The sequence below is a fragment of the Streptomyces sp. NPDC093085 genome, from assembly GCF_040683935.1.
Lineage (GTDB): Bacteria > Actinomycetota > Actinomycetes > Streptomycetales > Streptomycetaceae > Streptomyces.
The window spans coordinates 88,488-110,148 of the sequence record NZ_JBFBFB010000009.1 but is presented as its reverse complement, the minus strand read 5'-3'; the positions used below and the strand labels follow the sequence as shown (position 1 = coordinate 110,148).

Genomic DNA, 21,661 nt, shown 5'->3' with positions numbered 1-21,661 from the left:
GCAGTGCGACACATCAGCGGGTAACGGGTAAACGGGTAGGGGAGCGTACTCCGTGGTCGGGGTGGTAGTGGCGGTTCTGGTGGGGCTGGTGGTCGTCGCGGTGCTGGTCGCGGCGCACTGGTATGTATGGCGGCGCCTGGTCCGCGAGACGACGACGGCGCCCGGACCGCTCCGCAGGCTGGGAACCGTTGCGGTCATTCTGCTTCCTGTTCTCTCCATCGGCGCTGTCACATCGGGCCGTTCGGGCGCACCCTTCTGGCTCCAGCAGACCCTGGCCTGGCCCGGATTCCTCTGGCTGGCGCTGCTGCTGTACCTGGTGCTGGCCCTGGCGGCCGGCGAGGCGGCACGTCCGCTCGTACGGCGCTACCTGGCCCGGCGCGACATGGCGGACAACTCCCCGGCAGGGAGTACTCCGTCAGAGCCACAGGAGGGCACGGAGCCACGGGAGGGCACGGAGCCCCCGGCGTCCTCCGCGACCCCGGAGCCCCCGGCGGCCCCCGCTGTCACGGAGCCACCGGCGGCCCCCGCCACCCCCGTCGTCTCCGCCCCCTCCCGCCGGCTCTTCGTCTCCCGGGTCGTCGGCGGGGCCGCCGCCACCGCCGCGCTCGCCACCGTCGGTTACGGCACGTACGGCGTCCTGCGCGGCCCCTCCGTCAAGCGCGTCACCGTCCCGCTCGCCAAGCTGCCGCGCTCCGCCCACGGCTTCCGGATCGCCGTCGTCAGCGACATCCACCTCGGCCCGATCCTGGGCTCCGCCCACAGCCGCCGTATCGTCCGGGCGATCAACTCCACCCGGCCCGACCTGATCGCCGTCGTCGGCGACCTGGTCGACGGCAGCGTCGCGGACCTGGGCCCGGCCGCCGAACCGCTCGCCGGTCTTGAGGCGCCGCACGGCTCCTTCTTCGTCACCGGCAACCACGAGTACTTCTCCGGCGCCGACGCCTGGGTGGACCACGTACGCGAACTGGGGCTGCGCCCGCTGGAGAACGCCCGCGTGGAGATCGACGGCTTCGACCTCGCCGGGGTCAACGATGTCGCGGGCGAGTCGTACGGCGAGGGTCCCGACTTCGCCAAGGCGCTCGGGGACCGCGACCCGGCCAGGGCCTCGGTGCTCCTCGCGCACCAGCCGATCGTCATCCACGACGCCGTACGCCACGGCGTCGATCTCCAGCTCTCCGGCCACACCCACGGCGGCCAGCTCTGGCCCGGGAACCACCTCGCGGCCCTCGCCAACCCCACCGTCGCCGGTCTGGAACGGTACGAGGACACGCAGCTCTACGTCTCGCGGGGCGCGGGCGCCTGGGGTCCGCCGGTACGGGTCGGGGCGCCGTCCGACATCACGGTCGTGGAACTGGCCTCGCGCCAGACGTGAGGGGACCTGCCCGTCCCTCCCGGCTTCTCATGTCCCTCCCGGCTTCTCCCGTCCCTCCCGACTTAACGTGAACGTTGCCTGTGAGAGCCTCCACATCCCTTCCACAGGCACAGACCCTTGTGGTTGGGTGAGCGCCATCACGGTCAGGGGTGGGCGTGATAGAGGGGCACAGCAATGCGGTCGGTCCGTGTTCGGATACTTGTCACATGTCTGGTACTGGTGGTCGCGGGCGTGGGCGGCTGGCAGCTCCTGCCGTCCGACAAGGCGGGAGCGAAGACCATCACCGTCGGCACGAGTGACGTCGTCACGTCGCTCGACCCGGCCGGGGCGTACGACGCCGGTTCCTGGGCGCTGTTCAGCAACATCTACCAGTCGCTGCTCACGTTCAAACCCTCCGCCATCACCCCGGTTCCGGACGCGGCCCGTTCCTGCGGCTTCGTCGGTACGGAACTCACCACATACCGCTGCGAGTTGCGGAGCGACATCCACTTCCGCAGCGGCGCGAGGATGACGGCGGAGGACGTCAAGTACTCCTTCGACCGCGTGCTGGCGATCAAGGCGGACGCGGGCCCCGCGCCGCTCTTCGCGACGCTCAAGTCGGTGACGGCGAACGGGCTGACGGTGACCTTCCGGCTCCGCTCGCGCGACGCCACGTTCCCGCTCAAGGTGGCCACCGGGGCCGGCGCGATCGTGGACCGTACCCAGTACCCGGCGGACGCGCTGCTCACCGGCGACGGGGTGAGCGGCTCGGGACCGTACCTCCTCGAACGCTATCTGCCGGGCTCCTCCGCGCATCTGCGGCCCAACCCGGAGTACCGGGGCGCGGTCGGGGCGACCGGGGGCCCGGTGGACATCGAGTACTTCAAGACCTCCGAGGCACTGGCCACCGCCTGGCGGGCCCGTACGATCGACGTCACGACGCGGCAGCTCCCGCCGGACGTGATCGCCGGTCTCGACAGCGCCGGGGACGGCACCCGGGTCAGCGAGTCCGAGAGCGCCGCCATCCGGAACCTGGTCCTCAACACGCGCTCCGGCTCGCCGATGGCCGACAAGGCGGTGCGCCGGGCGGTCGCCGCCGTGGTCGACCGGGCCAAGATCGTCTCCACCGTGTACGACTCGACGGTCGAGCCGCTCTACTCGCTGATCCCGCAGGGCATCACGTCGCACAGCACCCCGTTCTTCGACGACTACCCGGAACCGGACGCGGCGCGCGCCCGCGCCCTGCTCCAGGCCGGGGGCGTCACGACGCCGGTGAGCTTCACCCTCGGATACGCGCAGGGCGGGGCGGCGAAGCCGGAGGCGGAGGAGCTGAAGCAACAGCTCGAAGCGACGGGCCTGTTCAAGGTGGAGACCGTCGAGAAGGAGTGGACGGAGTTCCAGAAAGGTTTCTCCGGCGGCGCGTTCGACGCGTACACGGTGGGGTGGGTGCCGGACTTCCCGGACCCCGACAACTTCGTACAGCCGCTCATCGGCAGCGGCTCGATCCTGCACAACGGGTACAGGAGCGACCGGACCGAGGAGCTGATCCGGGCGACGCAGCGGTTCGAGGAACGGGGGCGCGCGGCCCAGGACTTCAAGACCTTGCAGCGGGTGGTCGCGGAGGACGTGCCGATGGTGCCGCTGTGGCAGAAGAAGGACTACGTGCTCAGCACGGAGGATGTGACGGGCGCGCAGTATCTGTCGGACGGGACGGGGATCTGGCGGCTGTGGAGCCTGGGCTGGGTGTGACGCGGGGGCCCTGGCCCGTACGGCGGCGGCTGCTCGTACGGCCGGCGGCTACTCCGCACGGTCGGCGACTACTCCGTACGGTCGGCGGGGAGCTTCGCCGCCCCCGCCATCCCCGCCGCCCCCGCCATCCCCGCCATCCCCGGCAGGAACTCGACGAACAACTCGTGAACCTCCCGTACGAGCGGCCGGAGCACCCGGAACCGGGAGAGCGCGGCGCCGCGTGCGATCAGCCGGGCGCCGCGCAGCGCCAGGCGGCGGGTGCGCTCGGCGCCGGGGGAGCGGTCGTACACCCAGTACAGGACCAGGCCCATCTGGGTCAGCCACATCAACTCGGGCAGGGCGAGCCGCAGTTCGGGGTCGACCTTGGTGGCGGAGCCGGCCAGCACATCCCGGTGCACGGAGATGGCGGCCTCCCGGGTGGGCCCGGACTCGGGGGAGAAGGGGCTCAGCGGGCTGTCGGGGTCGGCGGCGTTCTTGAAGAACTGGGCGGAGAACCGGTGGTACGGCTCCGCGATGTCCAGCCACGCCGTCAGCACCCCGCCGAGCCGCGCCTCCAGCCCGGTCTCCCGGGCGAGCACGCCCCGGATCGCGGCGCGGTGCTGGGTGGCGATCCGGTCGTAGAACCCCTGGACGAGGTGCTCCTTGCCGGAGAAGTAGTAGTACGCGTTCCCGACCGAGACCCCGGCCTCCTGGGCGATGGCCCGCATGGTCGTCCTGTCGTACCCGCGTTCCTGGAAGAGCCGCAGCGCGGTCTCCAGGATGAGCGTACGCGTCTGCTCACTCTTGGCCGTACCGGCCCCTTTGCCATCCTTGGCGCCCCGCTGGCCCCTCTGGCCCCGTTGACCCCGCTGGTCCGTCTCGTCCTTCACACTGCCCGAGCCTAGTAGGAGGCCCGCACGGGGAGCGCGGCGCGGCGACCGGAGCGCCGCCGGGGGACGGCCGCCCCGGTCGGGCGGCCTACGCGGTGGTGGCGATGCCGCCGTCGACGGGGATCACGGTGCCCGTCAGGTACGCGCCTGCCCGGCCGGCGAGGAACACGGCGACACCCGCCATGTCGTCGGCGCGGCCGATCCGGCGCAGGGGGGCCGCCGCGGCGATCGCCTCGCCCAGCTCGTCGAGGGTCGTGGCCATCATCGCCGACGGGAACGGTCCCGGTGCCACGGCGTTCACGGTGATCCGCTGCGGTCCCAGTTCCTTGGCGAGCACCCTGGTGAGCTGATGCAGCGCGGCCTTGCTGCTGGAGTACGAGTAGTTGGGCCGCTGGGGGATGTGGATGGCCGCGATGCTGCCGATGTTGATGATCCGCGCGGGATCGTCGGCGGTGCCCGCCTCGCGCAGTGCCGGCAGCAGCGCCTGGACCAGCCAGAACGGCGCCTTCAGATTGAGGTCGACGACCGAGTCCCAGGCCGCGTCCGGGAAGGTCTCCAGCGGCTCGTCCCACAGGGTGCCCGCGTTGTTGACGAGGATGTCGAGGGGCTCCGGGCCGGCGGTGACGAGGCCGGAGAGCCGCCGGCACTCGTCGTGGCGGGACAGGTCGGCGGGGATGGCCCGCACCTCACCGAACGCGGACAGCCGCTCCTGCGCCTGGGCGCACGCCTCCGCGTCGCGTGAGCTGACGACCACGCGGGCGCCCGCCTGGAGAAGGCCACGCGCGATCATCATTCCGATGCCTCTGGTGCCACCGGTGACGAGCGCGCGCTTTCCCCGCAGATCGAATAGTTCCGTATGCGTGGTGAAGGGGATGTCCATCACTTGCCGTCTTTCTCGTCGCATGGAGAAAAGCCTCTGGGATAAGGCAGACCGGCCCGCACCGATTTCGTGCCGCGGATTTCCTGTCGAGGATTTCCTGCCGGGCCGGGAGCCGGTACAGAGATTAGGCAGCCTTCCGGGAGGCGGGCGAGACCCTGCTGATACGGGTACTGCGAGGGCCTCCCTCAGGACCGCGAAGCCAGCAGGGCCAGATTGCGGGCGGCCGGCCCCTCCGCGGGTGCGGTGTAGACATTCAGGTGCAGGCCGGGGTCGGTGGGCAGATCCATGGACTCGAAATCCAGGTCGAGCCGGCCCACCACCGGATGGTTCACCCGCTTGCTGCCGTATCCGTGCAGCCGCACGTCCCGAGACGCCCACTGCCGCCGGAACAGCTCACTGCACGCCGACAATTCACCGACCAGGGCGAGGAGTTCCCCGTCGTGCGGATCGCGGCCGAATTCCATGCGCAGTACCGCGGCCGCGTTGTGTGTCATCTGGTCGTAATCGACGAAGAACGCCCTGGCCGCGTCGGGGTTCAGATACACGAACCGCGCGATGTTGGCGGGGCGCCGCGGATCCGCCAGCACCGGTGCGTACAGGGCTCGGCCGAGCTGGTTCATGGCGAGCACGTCGTGGCGGCCGTTGCGGATGCACGCGGGTGCGTCGGTCATGGCGTCGAGCACTTTTTGCAGCGCCGGGCGCACCGTCACCGCGGGGCCCCGGCGGCGTCGGCCGCCGGCTCCCCCGGACTGGCGCGCGAGGTGGAACAGGTGATCGCGCTCCGCGTCGTCGAGTCGCAGGGCCGAGGCCAACGCGGCGAGCACGCCCTCGGAGGTACCGGACAGGGCGCCGCGCTCCATACGCACGTAGTAATCGACCGACACCCCTGCGAGCAGCGCCACCTCCTCGCGGCGGAGCCCCTTGACCCGGCGGTTGCCGCCGTACGCGGGCAGTCCTGCCGTGTCGGGCGTGATGCGGGAGCGACGTGACCGCAGAAACTCCCGGATCTCGGCGCGCACATCGATCGTACCGGCCATCCCGCCATCGTACGCCCGCCGCCCTGGGGGCGACGGGGCCCAGTGCCGCGACGGGGCGGAGCTTGCCGACAGGCCCTAGATCCGCGACTTGCGCAGCGAGTGCCACGCGGCGCCGGCCAGGGCGCGGGTGGAGCGGGGGATCGAGAGGTGTTCGTGGTCGCGGTAGAGGGACCAGTTGTACGGGATGAGCGAGAGCTTGTTGGAGGAGAGGGAGTTCGCCTGGTGGGCCCGGTAGACCGCCAGCGGTTCGGGGAGGCCCCGGGCGTCGGCGCCGTCGCGCATGATCGACAGCCAGAGCGCGTAGTCCTGCCGCTTCCGCATCTCCGGCATCAGCCGGGTGCCGAGGGCCTTGCGGTCGTACATCGCGGTCAGCGCGCCGATGTGGTCCTGGACCAGCATCGCGCGGTAGTCCACGTGTTCCCGGGCCCGGACCACGCGTCCGTTGGGGGTGAAGGTGGTGCTCTCCCCCGCGTAGTCGGCGTCCATCTTGTAGTACGAGGTGTGCGTCAGGGGGGCGGTGCCTGCCGCGGCGAAGGCGATCTGGCGCTCGGTTTTCTCCGGGAGCCACATGTCGTCGCTGTCGAGGAACGCCACGTAGTCGCCCCGGGCCCGCTCGATGGCCAGATTGCGGGCCCGGCCCGCGCCGCCCCGCTCGGGTGCGGACTCCGGCCGTACGCGCTTGTCCTCTCGCGCGAACTCCCTGAGCAGTTCCATGGAGTTGTCGGACGACTGGTCGTCGGTGATCAGCAGCTCCAGGTCGGTGTGGGTCTGCGCGAGCACCGACCGGACCGCCGCGCCCAGCGTGGCCGCCGAGTTGTAGACGGGCATCACTACGGACACCAGGGGCACGGCGTTTCTCCTTGATCGGCGGGGCTACGGAGCGATGGGGCTACGGAGCGAGGGGGCCACGGGGCGCGGGGCCACGGAGCTGCGGTCTATTCAAACACTGGGACGGGGGGAGAAAGTTCGTTCATGTCCCGCCCTGGTGTGCGGTGCGGAGTGTCCGAGGGGGCGGACATGGTTGCGGAGACGGCACAACGATGACGGCTACAGCGATGACGGCTCCAACGATAGTGAGGACTTTCATGCGCATACTCTTCAGCGCGACCCCGGCACACGGTCACCTTTTACCGATGGCCCCGCTGATCCGGGCGGCGGTCGGCCGTGGGCACCAGGTGGCCCTGGTCACCGGCGGGGGCATGGCGCGGGTGGTGGCCGAGGAGCTGCCCCCGGCCGTGGAGCACCTGCCCGCCGGGCCCATGCCCGCCGAGTTCCTCGCCGAGGCGGCGCGGCGGGTGGGCCACGATGTCATGAATCCCACGCCGGACGAGGTCGGGGAGATCTTCGCCGCCACCCGGATCGACCTCACCGCCGAGGAGGCGATCCCGGCCGGGTCGGAGTGGAAGCCGGACGTCGTCGTCGCCGAGTCGTACGACGCGGTCGGCCCGCTCCTGGCGGCGGTCCTGGACGTGCCGTGGTACGAGGTGGGGCTCGGGCCGGCCATGCCCGCCCCGTTCGCCGCGTGCATAGCCGGAGCGGCGGCCCCCCGGTACGCCGCGCGCGGGGCGCGGCCGGTGCCGCCCCGGAGCTATGTCGACCCGTGCCCTGCGCTGCTCCAGGGGCCGGAGTGGGCGGGGCCCGCCGGTGACGTACGCCACTGGCCGGTGCGGCCGGAGGCCCACCGCCGCCCCGGCGCCACATGGACGGCGCCGGACTTCACGGACTCGACCCGGCCGCGTGTGCTCGTCACCCTCGGGACCATCTTCTCCGAGCCCGAGCTGCTGAGGACCGTGGTCGACGCCGTCACCGCGCAGAACGCCAACGCCCTGGTCACCTTGGGCTTCGGGATCTCGCGGGGGCCGGTGGGGGCCGCCCCTGCCGGAGGCTCCGCCGACCGGGGTTCCCCGGACGCCTCCGACGGGGCGGTGGGCGGGACGGCGAGCGGGACGGTGGGCGAGGCGCGGTACGTGCCCTTCGCGCCGATCCGGGACCTGCTCGACGGCGTGGACGCGGTGGTCGGCGTCGGCGGCTCGGGCACCGTCCTGGCGGCCCTCAGCCACGGGGTGCCCATGGTCCTCTGGCCGCAGGGCGCCGACCAGCCGATCACCGCGGCCCGTACGGAGGCCGCGGGCGTCTCGGTCGTCGCCGACAGCCCCGCGACGGTCTCCTCGGGCCTGGCCCGGATACTGGCGGACGACCGCTACCGCGCCGCCGCGAAGGACGCGGCCGAGCGCATCGCCACCCTGCCGAGCCCCGCCGACGTACTGGACGCCCTGGTCGCGGAGGCCGGCGCGGGAGCCGGTGCGGGGGCCGGTACGGGCGCGGGGTGACCCCGTCAGGGGGCCGGCCCCTCGGGGGCCCGCCCCCTCAGGGGCCGGTCCCCTGGAGGCCTCACCCGAACGACGTCTCGATCTCCCGGCCCAGCGCCGCGAAGTCCGTGGGGGCGCGTACGGAGGCGAGGACGGCGTAGCCGACGAGCGCGGCCAGTGCCGCCTCGGCCCGGGTCGTGTCCGCCGCCGTCGGCTCCGGGCCGGCCGCCGTCGGCTCCCTCCGCGCGTCCTCGCGGGTCCGCGCGTACAGGCGGGCCAGGTGGTCGCGGAGCGCGGTGTGCCGGGAGACGGCGACGGCCGCCAGGTCCTCGGAGACCGCCGCCTCCGCCCAGATCTGGATGACCAGGCGCGCGTGGTCCACGGAGGCGCCGGGCGGCGTCACGTACGAGGTGAGGCGGCGCAGCAGCTCGCGCGGGGTCTCGCCGGCCGGGAAGCCGCCCTCCTCCGTGCCGTCCCGCCCGCCGACGATCTCGGCCACCAGCGCCGCCTTGCTGGGGAAGTACCGGTAGAACGTGCCGGTCGACAACCCCGACGCCTTGACGATGGCCGCCATCGGCGCTGCCGTGAACCCCTTCTCGGCGAAGACGGTGCGGGCCGCTTCCACGATGCCTCTGCGGCGGGCGTCCAGGTACTCCTGGCTGACTTTGGGCACCGGCCCTCCTCCGTAGGACAATAAGACACAAATGAACGTTCATTCACTTGGCGGCGGAGACGCGCTCGACCCGTACCCGGCCCCCCTCCGGGCTCTCCACGGGACCGGCGGGCCCTGGACGGGGCCCCCGGTCCGGGTGTCACATGCTGCTCAGCGAGCGGGCGTAGTTGATCTGGCCCATCAGCATCTGGAACGAGTCCGGGCCCACCGCCGGGACCATCGTCGAGTGGTGCTTCCCCGCGCTGGTGACCATGACCTGGATGAAGCCCGTCGTCCGCTTCTCCTTCATCAGCAGGAAGAAGAGGCCGACCAGACAGAGCAGACCGAAGATGATCGCCAGCACGATCGCGTGCGTGGGGATCTTCTCCTCCGTGCGGGACATGTCCGTGGCGTTCCAGACCGCGCCCTTCAGTGGCATCGTCCCCGCCGGCGTGATGATCGTGTCGCCCGAGACCGTGATGTCGCCGATCGCCAGCAGCGGCGGGCCGCCCGCGTTCGCGCTGCTCATGGGCGCCGGCACGTAGTTGGGGCTGGTGTCCGCGTACGCGTGGGACGGCGGCGGGCTCATGGAGTGACCCTCGGCGAGGGTCGGCTGCGGGAAGTCGTACTCCGGCGTCCCGGGGGTGTGCCGGGGCGGACCCGGCTGCTGGGCCGGACCCCACTTGTACTCGCCATCCGTGTACGGATTCGGCTCCGTCATCTCTTTTCCCCGCTCCTCCTGGCCCGTTGGCCCACCGGCCCATGGGCACGCCGCTCGCGTTTATCTCGCCACGATCCTGACACACCGACGGCCCGTTCCCGTACGGAGTCCACAGGGAAATCCGTACCGGAACGGGCCGTCGGCCCGGGCGGCGGACGGGAGCCGTCCGCCGCCCGGCACACCTCTGGTGACCGGGTGTCAGAAGCGACGCGTGATCAGCGCGCGCTTGACCTCCTGGATCGCCTTCGTGACCTCGATACCGCGCGGGCAGGCGTCCGTGCAGTTGAACGTCGTGCGGCAACGCCACACGCCGTCCTTGTCGTTGAGGATCTCCAGACGCTGCTCGCCCGCCTCGTCACGCGAGTCGAAGATGAAGCGGTGCGCGTTGACGATCGCGGCCGGGCCGAAGTACTGGCCGTCGTTCCAGAACACCGGGCACGACGACGTGCACGCGGCGCACAGGATGCACTTGGTGGTGTCGTCGAAGCGCTCCCGGTCCTCGGCGGACTGGAGGCGCTCCCGCGTCGGCTCGTTGCCGGTGGTGACCAGGAAGGGCATCACGTCGCGGTACGCCTGGAAGAACGGGTCCATGTCGACGACGAGGTCCTTGAGGACCGTCAGACCCTTGATCGCCTCGATGGTGACCGGCTTGGTGACCGCGCCGCTCTTGTCCGTCGAGACGATGTCCTTGATCAGCGTCTTGCACGCCAGCCGGTTACGGCCGTTGATGCGCATGGCGTCCGAGCCGCAGATGCCGTGCGCGCAGGAGCGCCGGAAGGTGAGGGTGCCGTCGACATCCCACTTGATCTTGTGGAGGGCGTCGAGGACGCGCTCCTTCGGATCGATGTCGATCTGGAAGTCCTGCCACTCGGCCTCCGCGGAGACCTCGGGGTTGAACCGGCGGATCCGGAACGTCACCGCGATCAGGTGGGAGGAGGTGGAGTCCGCCTCCAGCTCGCTCAGCTTGTCCAGGGTCGGGGTAGCCATCAGTACTTACGCTCCATCGGCTGGTAGCGGGTCTGGACGACCGGCTTGTAGTCGAGACGGATCGACTCGTTGCCGTCGTCGCCGACCTCGCGGTACGCCATGGTGTGGCGCATGAAGTTCACGTCGTCACGGTTGGGGTAGTCCTCGCGGTAGTGACCGCCGCGCGACTCCTTGCGGGCGAGCGCGGAGACCGCCATCACCTCGGCCAGGTCGAGCAGGTTGCCCAGCTCGATGGCCTCCAGCAGGTCGGTGTTGAACCGCTTGCCCTTGTCCTGGACGGAGACGTTCAGGTAGCGCTCGCGCAGCTCGCCGATCTTCTCGACGGCCGTCTTGATGGTCTGCTCCGTGCGGAACACCATCACATTGGCGTCCATGCACTCCTGGAGCTCAAGACGGAGCGTCGCCACCCGCTCGTTCCCGGTGGACGCGCGGAGCCGCTCGACCTGCTCCTGGACCAGCGAGGCCGGGTCCTCGGGCAGCTCGACGAAGTCGTTCTCCGCCGCGTACGCCGCCGCCGCGATCCCCGACCTGCGGCCGAAGACGTTGATGTCGAGGAGCGAGTTGGTGCCGAGCCGGTTGGCGCCGTGCACCGACACACAGGCCACCTCGCCGGCCGCGTACAGCCCCGGGACGACCGTCGTGTTGTCGAGGAGGACCTCGCCCTCGACGTTGGTGGGGATGCCGCCCATGGCGTAGTGCGCGGTCGGCTGGATCGGGATCGGGTCCGTGTACGGCTCGATGCCCAGGTACGTCCGGGCGAACTCGGTGATGTCGGGGAGCTTGGCGTCGAGCTGCTCCGGCGGCAGGTGGGTGAGGTCGAGGTAGACGTGGTCGCCCTCGGGACCGCAGCCACGGCCCTCGCGGATCTCCGTGTAGATGGAGCGCGAGACGACATCGCGCGAGGCGAGGTCCTTCATGACGGGCGCGTACTTCTCCATGAAGCGCTCGCCGTCCTTGTTGCGGAGGATGCCGCCCTCACCACGGGCGCCCTCCGTCAGCAGGATGCCCATGCGCCAGATGCCCGTCGGGTGGAACTGGAAGAACTCCATGTCCTCCAGCGGCAGCCCGCGCCGGTAGCACGCCGCCTGGCCGTCGCCGGTCAGGGTGTGCGCGTTCGAGGTCACCTTGAAGAACTTGCCGGTGCCGCCGGACGCGTAGATGACCGCCTTCGCCTGGAAGACGTGGATCTCGCCGGTGGCCAGCTCGTAGGCGACCACACCGGCGGACTTCTTGACCCCGTCGACCTCGGTGATGAGCTGGTCGAGGACGTAGAACTCGTTGAAGAACTCCACACCCTCCTTGACGCAGTTCTGGTAGAGCGTCTGGAGGATCATGTGGCCGGTGCGGTCCGCCGCGTAGCAGGACCTGCGGACCGGCGCCTCGCCGTGGTTACGGGAGTGACCGCCGAAGCGGCGCTGGTCGATGGTGCCGTCCGGGGTGCGGTTGAACGGCAGGCCCATCTTCTCCAGGTCGAGGACGGCGTCGATGGCCTCCTTCGCCAGGATCTCGGCGGCGTCCTGGTCGACCAGGTAGTCGCCGCCCTTGATCGTGTCGAAGGTGTGCCACTCCCAGTTGTCCTCCTCCACATTGGCGAGCGCTGCGGCCATGCCGCCCTGCGCGGCGCCCGTGTGGGAGCGGGTCGGGTAGAGCTTGGTGAGCACCGCCGTACGGCTGCGCTTGGTCGCCTCGATGGCGGCGCGCATACCGGCGCCCCCGGCGCCGACGATGACGGTGTCGTACTTGTGGATCTTCATTGGTCTCGTCTGCCCCGGCTCTAGCGGATGTTCGGGTCGAAGGTGAAGATCACCAGCGAGCCCAGAAGGATGGTGAACACCGTGGCGGTGTACAGCAGGCCCTTGAGCCACAGGCGCGTGTTGGCGCGCTCCGCGTAGTCGTTGATGATCGTGCGGAGGCCGTTGGCGCCGTGCAGCATGGCGAGCCAGAGCATCAGCAGATCCCAGACCTGCCAGAACGGCGAGGCCCAGCGGCCCGCCACGAAGGCGAAGCCGATCTTGGAGACGCCGCCGTCCAGGACGAGCTGGATGAGCAGGTGGCCGATGACCAGGACGACGAGGACGACGCCGGAGAGGCGCATGAAGAGCCACGCGGCCATCTCGAAGTTGCCGCGCGTCGCCTTCGGGGTCTTGCCGGTGCGCTTGCGCGGCGGCTCGATGACCGGGGCGGGGTGGTCGACGTCGTAGAGGCTCGCGCCCTCGACCTCGCCGATCGCGGTGGCGGACTCGGTGGCGGGGGTGGTGTCGGTGGACATCAGTCTCAGCTCCCGAGGACTTCGCGTACGGCGTGGCCGAGCACGGGGTAGAGGGCGCCGACCATGAGGACGACCCAGACACCCACGACCGACCAGAGCATCTGCTTCTGGTAGCGGGGGCCCTTGGACCAGAAGTCCACGGCGATGACCCGGAGGCCGTTGAGCGCGTGGAAGAGAATCGCGGCCACCAGGCCGTATTCGAGGAGCGCCACGACCGGCGTCTTGTAGGTGGCCACGACGTCGTCGTACGCCTCTGGTGAGACGCGGACGAGAGCGGTGTCCAGTACATGCACGAACAGGAAGAAGAAGATGAGCACGCCGGTGACTCGATGAGCCACCCACGACCACATTCCTTCCCGGCCGCGGTACAGCGTTCCAGCCGGCACGGAAAACCCTTCGGGAGCGATGATCGGGGCCGGCCGCCATCTTCTACTCAATCAAGCACAGTGGTGTCGGTCGCGCCCGGCCGGGTACGGTCCACCGGCCCCGGCAATGGTAGCGACGCCTTGTCGGTTCCCCTACGCGGGGTCCCACAGGTGTGATCAAACTGGCAATCAAACAGCCACGGACGGGCTACCGCTCCGCCCGGAACCCCCGGATCGGGCCGAACGCCCCGCTGAATGACCCGATCCGCTTGCTGATTGGCCGGGAACGGCCGGGGGAGGGGGACCGGGGGAGCCCGGGGGAGCGCCGGGGGCGCCGGGGTCCGGCCCGGCGAGCAGCCGGGTGATCCGGCCCCGGGCGACCCGGCGCAGCTCCTCGGCGGAGACGGAGCGCTCCAGGTCGGGGTCGTGCGCGAGGCGGGTCCGGATGCCGGCCAGGACCTGGTCGAAGTGCTCCTCGGGCCGGTGGTCGTCCAGGCCGATCACGAACGCGTGTCCGAAGCTGCTCTCGTACGCGGCGTGCGCGGCCCGCAGCGCGGTCCTGGCGCTGGGCGGCGCGGGGTGCGCCGGTACGGCGGAGGACTCGGCGGCCAGCGCCTCGGCGAGGTCGGCCAGCGGCAGGTCGTATCCGGCCTCGTCGGAGGCGGCGAGCAGGGAGCCGAGGTCGGGGTAGGGCCGGTGCGCCGCGACCCGCCGGGCCCAGCGGAGGCTGCCGCAGCAGGCGAGCAGCGCGGCCTCGGCGGCCTCGGGCGGCGCGGCGTTGAACCGGGCGAGACCGGGGTGCGGGGTGGGGCCGGCGCCCGTCGGGCGCCCGGCGTCTGGTGCGCGGGACAGCGGAGGCTCCTGGTATGCGGGTGCCGGGGAAGTGGCGCGAAGTGGTGATCCACGGGGCGGCGGATGGTACGAAAGGCGTCAGGTGTCACACGCGTGTCGGAACACGCGACCGGCACCCCGTGCCCCACGTCTCCCCCGTCGCACAGACGACCTGCACGAGGGGAGACGTGATTCCCCGCGAAATGGTTGAGCCTGAAGGGGCGGAAACGCCGTCAAAGCTAGCGATGCCCTGCGCGGGCCGTCCGATGGCCGCGCGAAATTCACCCGGATGGGAGAGTTTCGGCGCGCGGAATGGACGGGGCCATGGGACCTTCGGCGTAACCGCGTCGACCTTGTCCCGCTTATATCCCACCTATGCAGTACATCCGCACATGGGAGGTTCGAGTGATGTGGTCATCCCCGGGAATACGGGCCGCCGGAGCGGCGGCCCTCGCCCTGGCCACCGCCGTCACCGTCGCGGGCTGCGACTCCGGGAGCGCCCGGGCCGGCGCCGCGGGCACCACCACGGGGCGCGCCGAGAGCGCCGCGGAGAGCGCCACGCCCTCACCCACCCGCTCCTACCCGCTCTCCACCGCCCCCCGGGGCATACCGTCCGTACGGGCCCACGAGGCGGCCCGGGGCCCCGGCTGGAAGCCCGCCCCGGAGAGCGGGGTCGTCATAGCCAAGGGCAGTGAGGGACTGGCCGACGAGGGGAAACTGCTCTCCCAGGAGCTGAAGATCTCCTACCGGGGCGTGACCGCCGCCCGGCCCGGCGATGTCGAGCTGGCGCTCGCGACCGGCAGCGGCGCCCCCGAGTCGTACACCCTCACCGCCCGCGACAACAAGGTCCGGATCACCGGCCCCGACCAGGCCGGGGTCTTCTACGGCACCCGGACGCTCAAGCAGGCCGTACGGGCCGACGGCGCGATGCCCGAGGGCGTCGTACGGGACGCGCCCGCGCGGCCCCAGCGCGGCCTCAACCTCGACATCGCGCGCAAGTACTACACGCCGGGGTGGATCGAGGACCGGCTGCGCGAGATGGCCGACCTCAAGCTCAACCAGCTCGGTCTGCACTTCTCCGACGACCAGGGGTTCCGGATCGAGTCCACCACCCACCCCGAGATCGTCTCGCCCGAGCATCTGACCAAGGCGCAGGTCAAGCAGATCCTGGCGGTCGCGGACCGGCTGCACATCACGGTCGTCCCCGAGATCGACTCGCCCGGACACCTGGGCGCGGTGCTCCGCCAGCACCCCTCCTTGCAGCTCCGCAACGTCAATGGGAAGGCGACGCAGGGCGCCATCGACATCTCCAACCCGGAGTCCGCGAAACTCATCGACGAGCTCCAGAGCGAGTTCGCCCAGCTCTTCCCGGGCCCGTGGTGGAACCTCGGCGCCGACGAGTACCAGGCGCTCGTGGTCGCCGACCCCGAGGCGTCGTACCCGAAGCTGGCCAAGCTCGCGGTCGAGAAGTACGGGAGCGGGGCGCGCATCCAGGACCTGACGACGGCCTGGACCAACGACCGGGGCGCGGCGCTCCGCCCGTACGGCAAGAAGCTCAAGATCTGGAACGACGGCCTCTTCAAGGGCGGGGTGGTCAAGGCCGACCCCGGCATGGAGGTCCAGTACTGGACGGGCAAGGAGTACGGGGCGCGGGAGCCGGTCGCGTATCTGAGCGAGGGCCGCAAGGTCGTGAACTTCAACGACGAGTACCTCTACTACGTGCTCGGCGAGCCGAACACCTTCGTCTACCCGACCGGGAAGCGGATCTACGAGGAGTGGACCCCGCTGGTGCTGCGCGGCACCAAGCCGGTGCCCGAGAAGTACTCGCCGCAGATACAGGGCGGCATGTTCGCCGTCTGGGGCGACTTCCCCAACGCGCAGACGCAGGACCAGGTGGCGAAGGGGATCCGGCTGCCGCTGGCGGCGGTCGCGCAGAAGGTGTGGGACGCGGAGAAGCCGAAGGAGAGCTGGAGCGCGTTCACGGCGCTGGCGGAGAAGGTGGGCTCCTGACGGAGCCGGGGACCTGAGGTGCGGTGAACCCGGTGGACAGGGCGCCCGCGGGACGCATATGTTCCGCAGACGCCCATGGTGGGTGCATGTCAGGCCCGTAGGGGTCTCCGGGGGGCCCGCGCCGGGCCGGGGGGTTGGCCGAAATCCATGCTCTGTTCCCAGTGCCGTACGAGAGCCGCAGCGACGGCGGAAGGACTCTGCGCCGAGTGCGCGGCCACGCGCGGAAACGCCGGTGAGGCGCCGGGTCAGGGCCCCTGGCAGGCGCCGGGGCAGGTACCCGGTCAGGCGCCGGGGCAGGCGCCCGGTCAGCCGTACGGGCAGGGGGCCGCGCAGCCGCCCGCGCAGGGGGCCGCGCCCGGGGCCTTCCCGCCGCCGCCCGTACCGGGGCCGCCGCAGGCGCCGGGCTATCCGCCGCCGGCACCCGGGTACGGGTACCCCTCCCCGGCACCTGGGTACCCCTCCCCGTACGCCCCCGGCTATCTGGCGGGCCCGCCCGTGCCGCCGGTCGTGCCGCCGGTCGGGCTCTTCAAGGCGCTGGTGGCGCTCTTCGCCGCCGTCGTCCTCGCCGACCTCTACGCCCTGGTGTCGGGCGCCCGGATCCAGTCCCTGATGGCCTCCGTCATCGCCGAGGACTTCGACGCCTACACCGACGCCGACCTGGACGCGGCCGACGCGAGCTACGCGCTGGCCGGTGTCGCGCAGACCGTGGCGATGCTGGCGACGGCCGTCGTCTTCCTGGTCTGGTTCCACCGGGTACGGCGCAACGCGCAGGTCCTCGATCCGGCCGCGCAGCGGATGGCCCCCGGGTGGGCGATCGGCGCGTGGTTCGTCCCGTTCGCCAACCTGGTCCTCCCGCGCCGGATCGCGGGCGACATCTGGAAGGCGAGCGGCCGGCGGGGGCCGGACGGGGCGCCCCAGGTGTCGTACGTCCTCGTCAACCTGTGGTGGACCGTGTATCTCGTCTCCCTGGTGGTCGCGCAGCTCGGCACCCGGCTCTACCTCCAGGCCGAGGAGGCCGAGGAGGTCAGGAGCGGGGCGTCCGTCATCTTCGCCGGTGACCTGCTGGACATCGTCGCCGCCGTCTTCGCCGTCCTCTTCGTACGGAAGCTGACGCGGATGCAGGAGGAGCGGGCGACCGGGGCGGCCGCCGCCGCGTAATTCCCCGTCCGCGTCCTTTCCTGTCCGCGCATTCCCCGTCCGGGGCGGCGGGTTGACGCCAACCCGTACGGCCGCCCTGGCCGTCCGCTCCGGCGCCCCGCATGCTGTCCCCATGACCATGGGTTTCTGGGGCTACTTCCTGGTGGGGCGGGGCGCGGCGCCGCTCGCCGAACTGCCGGCGCTGGCCGCCGTACGGGCCGGGCTCACCCTCCACCAGCGGCGCGCCGGCGGCTGGCAGGTCTGGCGCCACCCCGGCGAACCGGTCGTGGGCGAGCTGGGCGCGCTCTCCCGCGCGCTCTCCTCGCCGGTGCTCTTCGGGTACGTCATGAACAGCGAGTGCGTGGCGGTGGAGGGCGCGGCTCCGGAGAGCGGCACCTGGTACGGCTGCCTCGGGCGCGAGCCGATGGCCCGCCATCTCGCCGCGAGCGGCCGGTCGCTGGAGGAACTCTTCCTCTCGGCGGAGGACGCGGCGCGCCGCGCGGTGGAGTGGGCAGTGGAGGCGGGCGCCACGGTGGAGCCGCGTCCCCTCCTCGACGTCCTGCACGCCCGGCGCCCCGAATCGCCGCAGGCCGGCGGCGAGGGGCTGTTCTTCCGGCTGCTCGACGGGCTCGGGATCCCGGCGGAACCGGATCCTCCGGAGGGCGGAGGCACCCACGGCGGCCCGCCGCGCGGGCCGTTGGAAGATGGTTGATGCACGCATGGGCGTTCCATGCCCTATGGGCGGTCTACGCGCGAGATCGGAGTGACGTTTTCCGGATGATTGACGCAGTACTGGTCAGCACTTGGAGTGCTGGAGTACCGGAGTGCTCGGCAGTACCGCGTCCGTGACGGGAGACATCGCATGAGTCTGGTGAAACTGATCGCACAGGCGGACGAGCGAGGCTTGGCCGCCAGCGGTCTGGCCTGCCTCGACCGATGCCTGCCACCCCTGAGCGGCGACCCCGATGTCCTGCGCCCCCTGTGGGCGGGGGCCGCGGCGGGCGCGGCGAAGTGGCCGGAGCGACTGGCGGAGGCGCGGGAGGCGGTGGACGCGGTGATCGCCGCGGAGTCGGCCCCGGAGCTGGACGCGGTGGCGGCGGCGCCGCTGGGCGAGTCCGCCGCCGTACCCGGGTCCGGACCCGGCGGGGCGGAGAGCGGACGGCCCCCGAGCAAGGGCGTGACGCTCGCCCTCGTCCGTACGATGCTGGCGAACGCCCCGGCCGGATGGGACCCGGAGCCGCTGCGGGCCTGGGCGGACACCTGCTCGGTGGTCGCCCTGGAGATCCACCAGAAGCTCGACACGGTCGGCGAGAGCGGCAGCGCGGCGGCGGCCGAGTGGCTGACCCGCTGCCGCGAGGACCCGGCCGCGGTGGCCGACGCGGTGGAGGGCGCGGAGCGCGGCGACGGGGTGGGCCCCCTGGTCGCCGGTGAACTCCGCCGCCAGATCGCCATCCTGGAACTCCTCTCCGACACCACGGGCCCGGCGGCGGCCGGCGCGCTGCACCGCGCGATGGCCCTGTCGACCGAGGGCCAGCGGGTCCTGCGCGCGGTGGTCTCACGGCGAGCGCGCGCCCGGAGCTGAGACCGGAGCCGGGACCGGAGCCGGGACCGGAGCCGGGACCGGAGCCGAGGCCGGAGCCGAGACCGGTACGGTCACGCCCGACGTACCGGTGCCCTGCCGCGTCCGGCGACCGCCAGCAGCAGCGCCCCGGTGGCGGCGATGACGGCCGCGATGGTGAACGCCGTCGTCCACGAGCGAGCGTGCTCGACCACGGCTCCGGTGACGAGCGGCGCGAGGAACCCGGCGCATCCGGCGATGAACTGCACGACTCCGGCGACCGAACCGTACCGGGGCCCCGGCACCTCCTCGGCGACCACGGTCCAGTACTGCGCGCCGGTGAAGTAGAGCAGGAAGATGATGACCACCATGAGCGCCACGGCCTCGACGGCGCTCCCGACGAGCGGGATACAGCCGAAGAGCACGCCGATGACGCCGAAGATGATGAACGGGGCGCGCCAGTTTCCGTTCGTCGCCTGGATGACGGCGACCACGACGGGGGTGCCGACGGCCCCGCCGAGCGGGGTGGCGGCGTTGGCGGCACCGATGGCCGTGCCCAGCTCCCGCGAAGCGGCACGGAAAGCGGCAAACGGAAGCGGCAAACGGAGGCCGGAAGAACGAGGACGACCGGGGTCGCCACCCCCCACAGGAGAGACCCCGGTCGTCTTCGGACGGAGCCGTTGGGCGGCTCCGTATTCATATCAGCGTCACGGAGGCGTTTTGTGTCACACCGCGGAGCGCCTTCCCGCCGTCGCAGTGTGTGCCAGACGTGGACGCGGGCCCGGGTGAAGCCGTAGCGTGCAGGGACAGCGGGGGGAGGCGCGGTGGTGTGACCGGCCGCGGACATCGGACGGGTTGTGGGAGTGCTGGGGGACGACGCGGAGCTGACCACCGCGGTGCTCGCGGCACAGGGCGGGGACGAGGAAGCGTTCCGTACTGTGTACCGCGCGGTGCACCCGCGGTTGTTGGGGTACCTGCGGACGCTGGTCGGCGAGCCGGACGCGGAGGACGTGGCCTCCGAGGCGTGGCTCCAGATCGCGCGTGACCTCGACCGTTTCACCGGCGACGCCGACCGGTTCCGGGGCTGGGCGGCCCGGATCGCCCGTAACCGCGCCCTCGACCATCTGCGGATGCGCGGCAGGCGCCCCGCCATCGGCGCCGACGAGACCGAGCTGACCGGCAAGGCCGCCGACTCGGACACGGCGGACGAGGCCATGGAGGCGCTGTCGACCGGCCGCACGATGGCGCTGATCGCCCAGCTCCCCCGGGACCAGGCGGAGGCCGTCGTGCTCCGCGTGGTCGTCGGACTCGACGCCAAGAGCGCGGCCAGGACCCTGGGCAAGCGCCCCGGCGCCGTACGCACCGCCGCGCACCGCGGACTCAAGCGGCTCGCCGAACTCCTCGACGCCGACGGCGCGGAAGGGGGAGCGGAGGGCGAAGAGGGTACGGAGGGCGGGGGGCGCTCCGGGGGCCTCGCCGCCGTACCCCCGCCGCGTACCCCACTGCCGCAGGCCACCGCCTCCCCAGGTGTGACGTATTCGCGCCTGCGGACGCAGAAGGACATGTGATGGCCGACGAGCGTGACACGTGGCTCGACAAGGACGCGGCGGAGAGACTGCTGCGCGGTGAGCCTGTCGAGGCCCTGGACGAGGGTGCGCGGGCCCGGCGGGAACGGCTCTCCGGAGCCCTGGCGGACATCTCCGCCGTCACGTACGCAAACGATACGGAACTGCCCGGTGAAGCCGCCGCGCTCGCCGCGTTCCGCGCCGCCGGAGCCGGGGGTGCCGCCGGTGCCGGAGCCACGAGTGCGACGGGTGGGGCGGGCGATCCGCTGGGGACGGTACGGCTGGCCCTGGCGCCCGGAGACGTACGGACAGCAGGGACCGCACGGGCCGCACGGAGCGGACGGCGTGACGGGAAGGGCAGGGACGGGCGGCCGGGCCGGGAGTCCGGTCCGCTGCGCCGGGGGCTGATCGTCGCGGTGGCCGGCTGCGCGCTGGGCGGGATCACCGTCGCCGCGGGCGCCACCGTCCTGCCCGGTCTCTTCTCCACCGACGGTGCCGGGCCCGTCAGTTCCATCTCGGCCGGCGTCTCCCCGAAGGCGCTGCCTTCCGGGGGCCGCGCCGCCACCCCGTCGGACCGCCCCAGCGCGGACGGTACGACCGGACGCGAGCCCTCGGACCCGTCGGGGGCGACGGGCGCGCCGTCCGGCGGCGTACGGGGCGGGTCCGAGGACGCCGACGCCATGACCGGCGAGGCCACGGACGACCGGAGCGGGCCGTTCGTACCCGACGCGGACCCGGGCTCCGGCGCCCGCTACCGCAGGACCCTGGAAGCCTGCCGCGACTACCGCGGCGGCGAGATCGACCCGCAGCGCCGGAAGGCCCTGGACGCGGCGGCCGGGGGCCAGGGCGGTACGGAGCGCTACTGCGCCCGGCTGCTCGACCGCGAACCGCTCGACGTGGACGGCCGGAACAGCGACGGCCACGGCAAGGACGGGCACAACGGCGGGGACAGCACCAAGCGCGGCGGCGGCAGCGACCGCGTCGGCACGGGGGAGAAGGAAGGGGGCAAGGGGGAGAGCAGCGGAACACCGTCCTCCCCGAACCCGGCCCCGGACCCGACCCCGACACCGACGCCGTCACCCACCACGACCCTGGCACCGGCCTTCGGCGTGCCGGTCCCGGAGGAGTCGCCGTCCCCGGAGAGCTCGCCGTCCGCGGCGGAGCCGTCCGGCCCGGCGGAGCCCGCCGCGCCTGCCGCGTCCGCCGCCCCGGCCGACCCGCTCTCCTCCGCCGGGGCGTCCGCGTTCGCCGGATCCGTTGGGGAGACCGTCCCACCGTCCCAGTCTTCCGTCATATGGGACGGTATCTGAGCAGGTCAGTGCTTGGTATGTCCCATCAACGCGTCATTTTCCCGGTGGCTGTGGCGGCCCC

General features: G+C 71.9%; 20 protein-coding genes and 1 pseudogene. 9 read left to right on the top strand and 12 right to left on the bottom strand.

All coding sequences use genetic code 11. The annotated features are described in order from the left end of the window. Positions 1-61: 61 nt before the first annotated feature. Both AB0O07_RS23930 and AB0O07_RS23925 read left to right on the top strand, forming a co-directional pair. Positions 62-1,372 (top strand): metallophosphoesterase, encoded by a 1,311-nt coding sequence (locus AB0O07_RS23930; protein ID WP_365636811.1) that lies wholly within the window; start codon positions 62-64, stop codon positions 1,370-1,372. A gap of 174 nt (positions 1,373-1,546) precedes the next feature. Next, positions 1,547-3,100, top strand: coding sequence for an ABC transporter substrate-binding protein (locus tag AB0O07_RS23925; RefSeq protein ID WP_365636482.1), 1,554 nt, complete (start codon positions 1,547-1,549; stop codon positions 3,098-3,100). A gap of 68 nt (positions 3,101-3,168) precedes the next feature. Here AB0O07_RS23925 and AB0O07_RS23920 read toward each other — a convergent pair whose 3' ends face one another. From AB0O07_RS23920 to AB0O07_RS23905, 4 genes are all read right to left on the bottom strand, one after another. Next, positions 3,169-3,861, bottom strand: a complete 693-nt coding sequence (locus AB0O07_RS23920; RefSeq protein ID WP_365636809.1) for a TetR family transcriptional regulator — start codon at positions 3,859-3,861, stop codon at positions 3,169-3,171. Between the two features lie 196 nt (positions 3,862-4,057). Next, positions 4,058-4,852 (bottom strand): SDR family oxidoreductase, encoded by a 795-nt coding sequence (locus tag AB0O07_RS23915; protein ID WP_365636807.1) that lies wholly within the window; start codon positions 4,850-4,852, stop codon positions 4,058-4,060. Positions 4,853-5,034: 182 nt separating this feature from the next. After that, positions 5,035-5,886, bottom strand: a complete 852-nt coding sequence (locus tag AB0O07_RS23910) for a helix-turn-helix transcriptional regulator (protein ID WP_365636480.1) — start codon at positions 5,884-5,886, stop codon at positions 5,035-5,037. Between the two features lie 75 nt (positions 5,887-5,961). Continuing rightward, positions 5,962-6,735 (bottom strand): glycosyltransferase family A protein, encoded by a 774-nt coding sequence (locus AB0O07_RS23905; protein ID WP_365636477.1) that lies wholly within the window; start codon positions 6,733-6,735, stop codon positions 5,962-5,964. A gap of 284 nt (positions 6,736-7,019) precedes the next feature. Between AB0O07_RS23905 and AB0O07_RS23900 the strand changes: the two genes are divergently transcribed. Continuing rightward, positions 7,020-8,216 (top strand): nucleotide disphospho-sugar-binding domain-containing protein, encoded by a 1,197-nt coding sequence (locus AB0O07_RS23900; protein WP_365636475.1) that lies wholly within the window; start codon positions 7,020-7,022, stop codon positions 8,214-8,216. 61 nt (positions 8,217-8,277) lie between these two features. On the opposite strand, the gene AB0O07_RS23895 is transcribed toward AB0O07_RS23900, so the two are convergent. From AB0O07_RS23895 to AB0O07_RS23865, 7 genes and pseudogenes are all read right to left on the bottom strand, one after another. Continuing rightward, a complete protein-coding gene (locus AB0O07_RS23895) occupies positions 8,278-8,868 on the bottom strand; it encodes a helix-turn-helix domain-containing protein (RefSeq protein ID WP_365636472.1) in 591 nt (196 codons plus the stop codon). Positions 8,869-9,007: 139 nt separating this feature from the next. Then, positions 9,008-9,568 (bottom strand): hypothetical protein, encoded by a 561-nt coding sequence (locus tag AB0O07_RS23890; RefSeq protein WP_365636469.1) that lies wholly within the window; start codon positions 9,566-9,568, stop codon positions 9,008-9,010. Between the two features lie 198 nt (positions 9,569-9,766). After that, the gene (locus AB0O07_RS23885; protein ID WP_365636466.1) at positions 9,767-10,555 is read right to left on the bottom strand and encodes a succinate dehydrogenase iron-sulfur subunit; all 789 of its coding nucleotides are present in this window, start codon (positions 10,553-10,555) and stop codon (positions 9,767-9,769) included. After that, entirely contained in the window at positions 10,555-12,309 is a 1,755-nt protein-coding gene (gene sdhA / locus AB0O07_RS23880; RefSeq protein ID WP_365636463.1) for a succinate dehydrogenase flavoprotein subunit, read from the bottom strand. Before sdhA ends, AB0O07_RS23885 begins: the two co-directional genes overlap by 1 nt. Positions 12,310-12,329: 20 nt before the next feature. Next, positions 12,330-12,824 (bottom strand): succinate dehydrogenase hydrophobic membrane anchor subunit, encoded by a 495-nt coding sequence (locus AB0O07_RS23875; RefSeq protein ID WP_365636461.1) that lies wholly within the window; start codon positions 12,822-12,824, stop codon positions 12,330-12,332. 5 nt (positions 12,825-12,829) lie between these two features. Continuing rightward, the gene (gene sdhC / locus AB0O07_RS23870; RefSeq protein ID WP_365636459.1) at positions 12,830-13,210 is read right to left on the bottom strand and encodes a succinate dehydrogenase, cytochrome b556 subunit; all 381 of its coding nucleotides are present in this window, start codon (positions 13,208-13,210) and stop codon (positions 12,830-12,832) included. A gap of 315 nt (positions 13,211-13,525) precedes the next feature. After that, positions 13,526-14,041, bottom strand: a pseudogene (locus tag AB0O07_RS23865) (2-oxo-4-hydroxy-4-carboxy-5-ureidoimidazoline decarboxylase); the annotation flags it as partial. 387 nt (positions 14,042-14,428) lie between these two features. Here AB0O07_RS23865 and AB0O07_RS23860 point away from each other — a divergent pair. From AB0O07_RS23860 to AB0O07_RS23845, 4 genes are all read left to right on the top strand, one after another. After that, on the top strand, positions 14,429-16,030 hold the full coding sequence (locus AB0O07_RS23860; RefSeq protein WP_365636457.1) for a glycoside hydrolase family 20 protein: 1,602 nt from the start codon (positions 14,429-14,431) through the stop codon (positions 16,028-16,030). Positions 16,031-16,177: 147 nt separating this feature from the next. Beyond that, the gene (locus AB0O07_RS23855; RefSeq protein ID WP_365636455.1) at positions 16,178-17,188 is read left to right on the top strand and encodes a DUF4328 domain-containing protein; all 1,011 of its coding nucleotides are present in this window, start codon (positions 16,178-16,180) and stop codon (positions 17,186-17,188) included. Between the two features lie 112 nt (positions 17,189-17,300). Beyond that, positions 17,301-17,879, top strand: coding sequence for a hypothetical protein (locus AB0O07_RS23850; RefSeq protein WP_365636453.1), 579 nt, complete (start codon positions 17,301-17,303; stop codon positions 17,877-17,879). Positions 17,880-18,029: 150 nt separating this feature from the next. Continuing rightward, positions 18,030-18,749 (top strand): hypothetical protein, encoded by a 720-nt coding sequence (locus tag AB0O07_RS23845; protein WP_365636451.1) that lies wholly within the window; start codon positions 18,030-18,032, stop codon positions 18,747-18,749. 71 nt (positions 18,750-18,820) lie between these two features. Here AB0O07_RS23845 and AB0O07_RS23840 read toward each other — a convergent pair whose 3' ends face one another. Beyond that, positions 18,821-19,327 carry a hypothetical protein gene (locus AB0O07_RS23840; protein ID WP_365636449.1) on the bottom strand — a complete coding sequence of 169 codons (507 nt, stop codon included), beginning with the start codon at positions 19,325-19,327 and terminating at the stop codon, positions 18,821-18,823. 261 nt (positions 19,328-19,588) lie between these two features. On the opposite strand from AB0O07_RS23840, the gene AB0O07_RS23835 reads away from it, so the two are divergent. Together AB0O07_RS23835 and AB0O07_RS23830 are read left to right on the top strand one after the other, a co-directional pair. Continuing rightward, positions 19,589-20,293, top strand: a complete 705-nt coding sequence (locus AB0O07_RS23835; protein ID WP_365636805.1) for an RNA polymerase sigma factor — start codon at positions 19,589-19,591, stop codon at positions 20,291-20,293. Continuing rightward, positions 20,293-21,600, top strand: coding sequence for a hypothetical protein (locus AB0O07_RS23830; protein ID WP_365636446.1), 1,308 nt, complete (start codon positions 20,293-20,295; stop codon positions 21,598-21,600). The genes AB0O07_RS23835 and AB0O07_RS23830 overlap by 1 nt, the downstream gene beginning before the upstream one ends. The last annotated feature ends 61 nt before the right edge of the window (positions 21,601-21,661 follow it).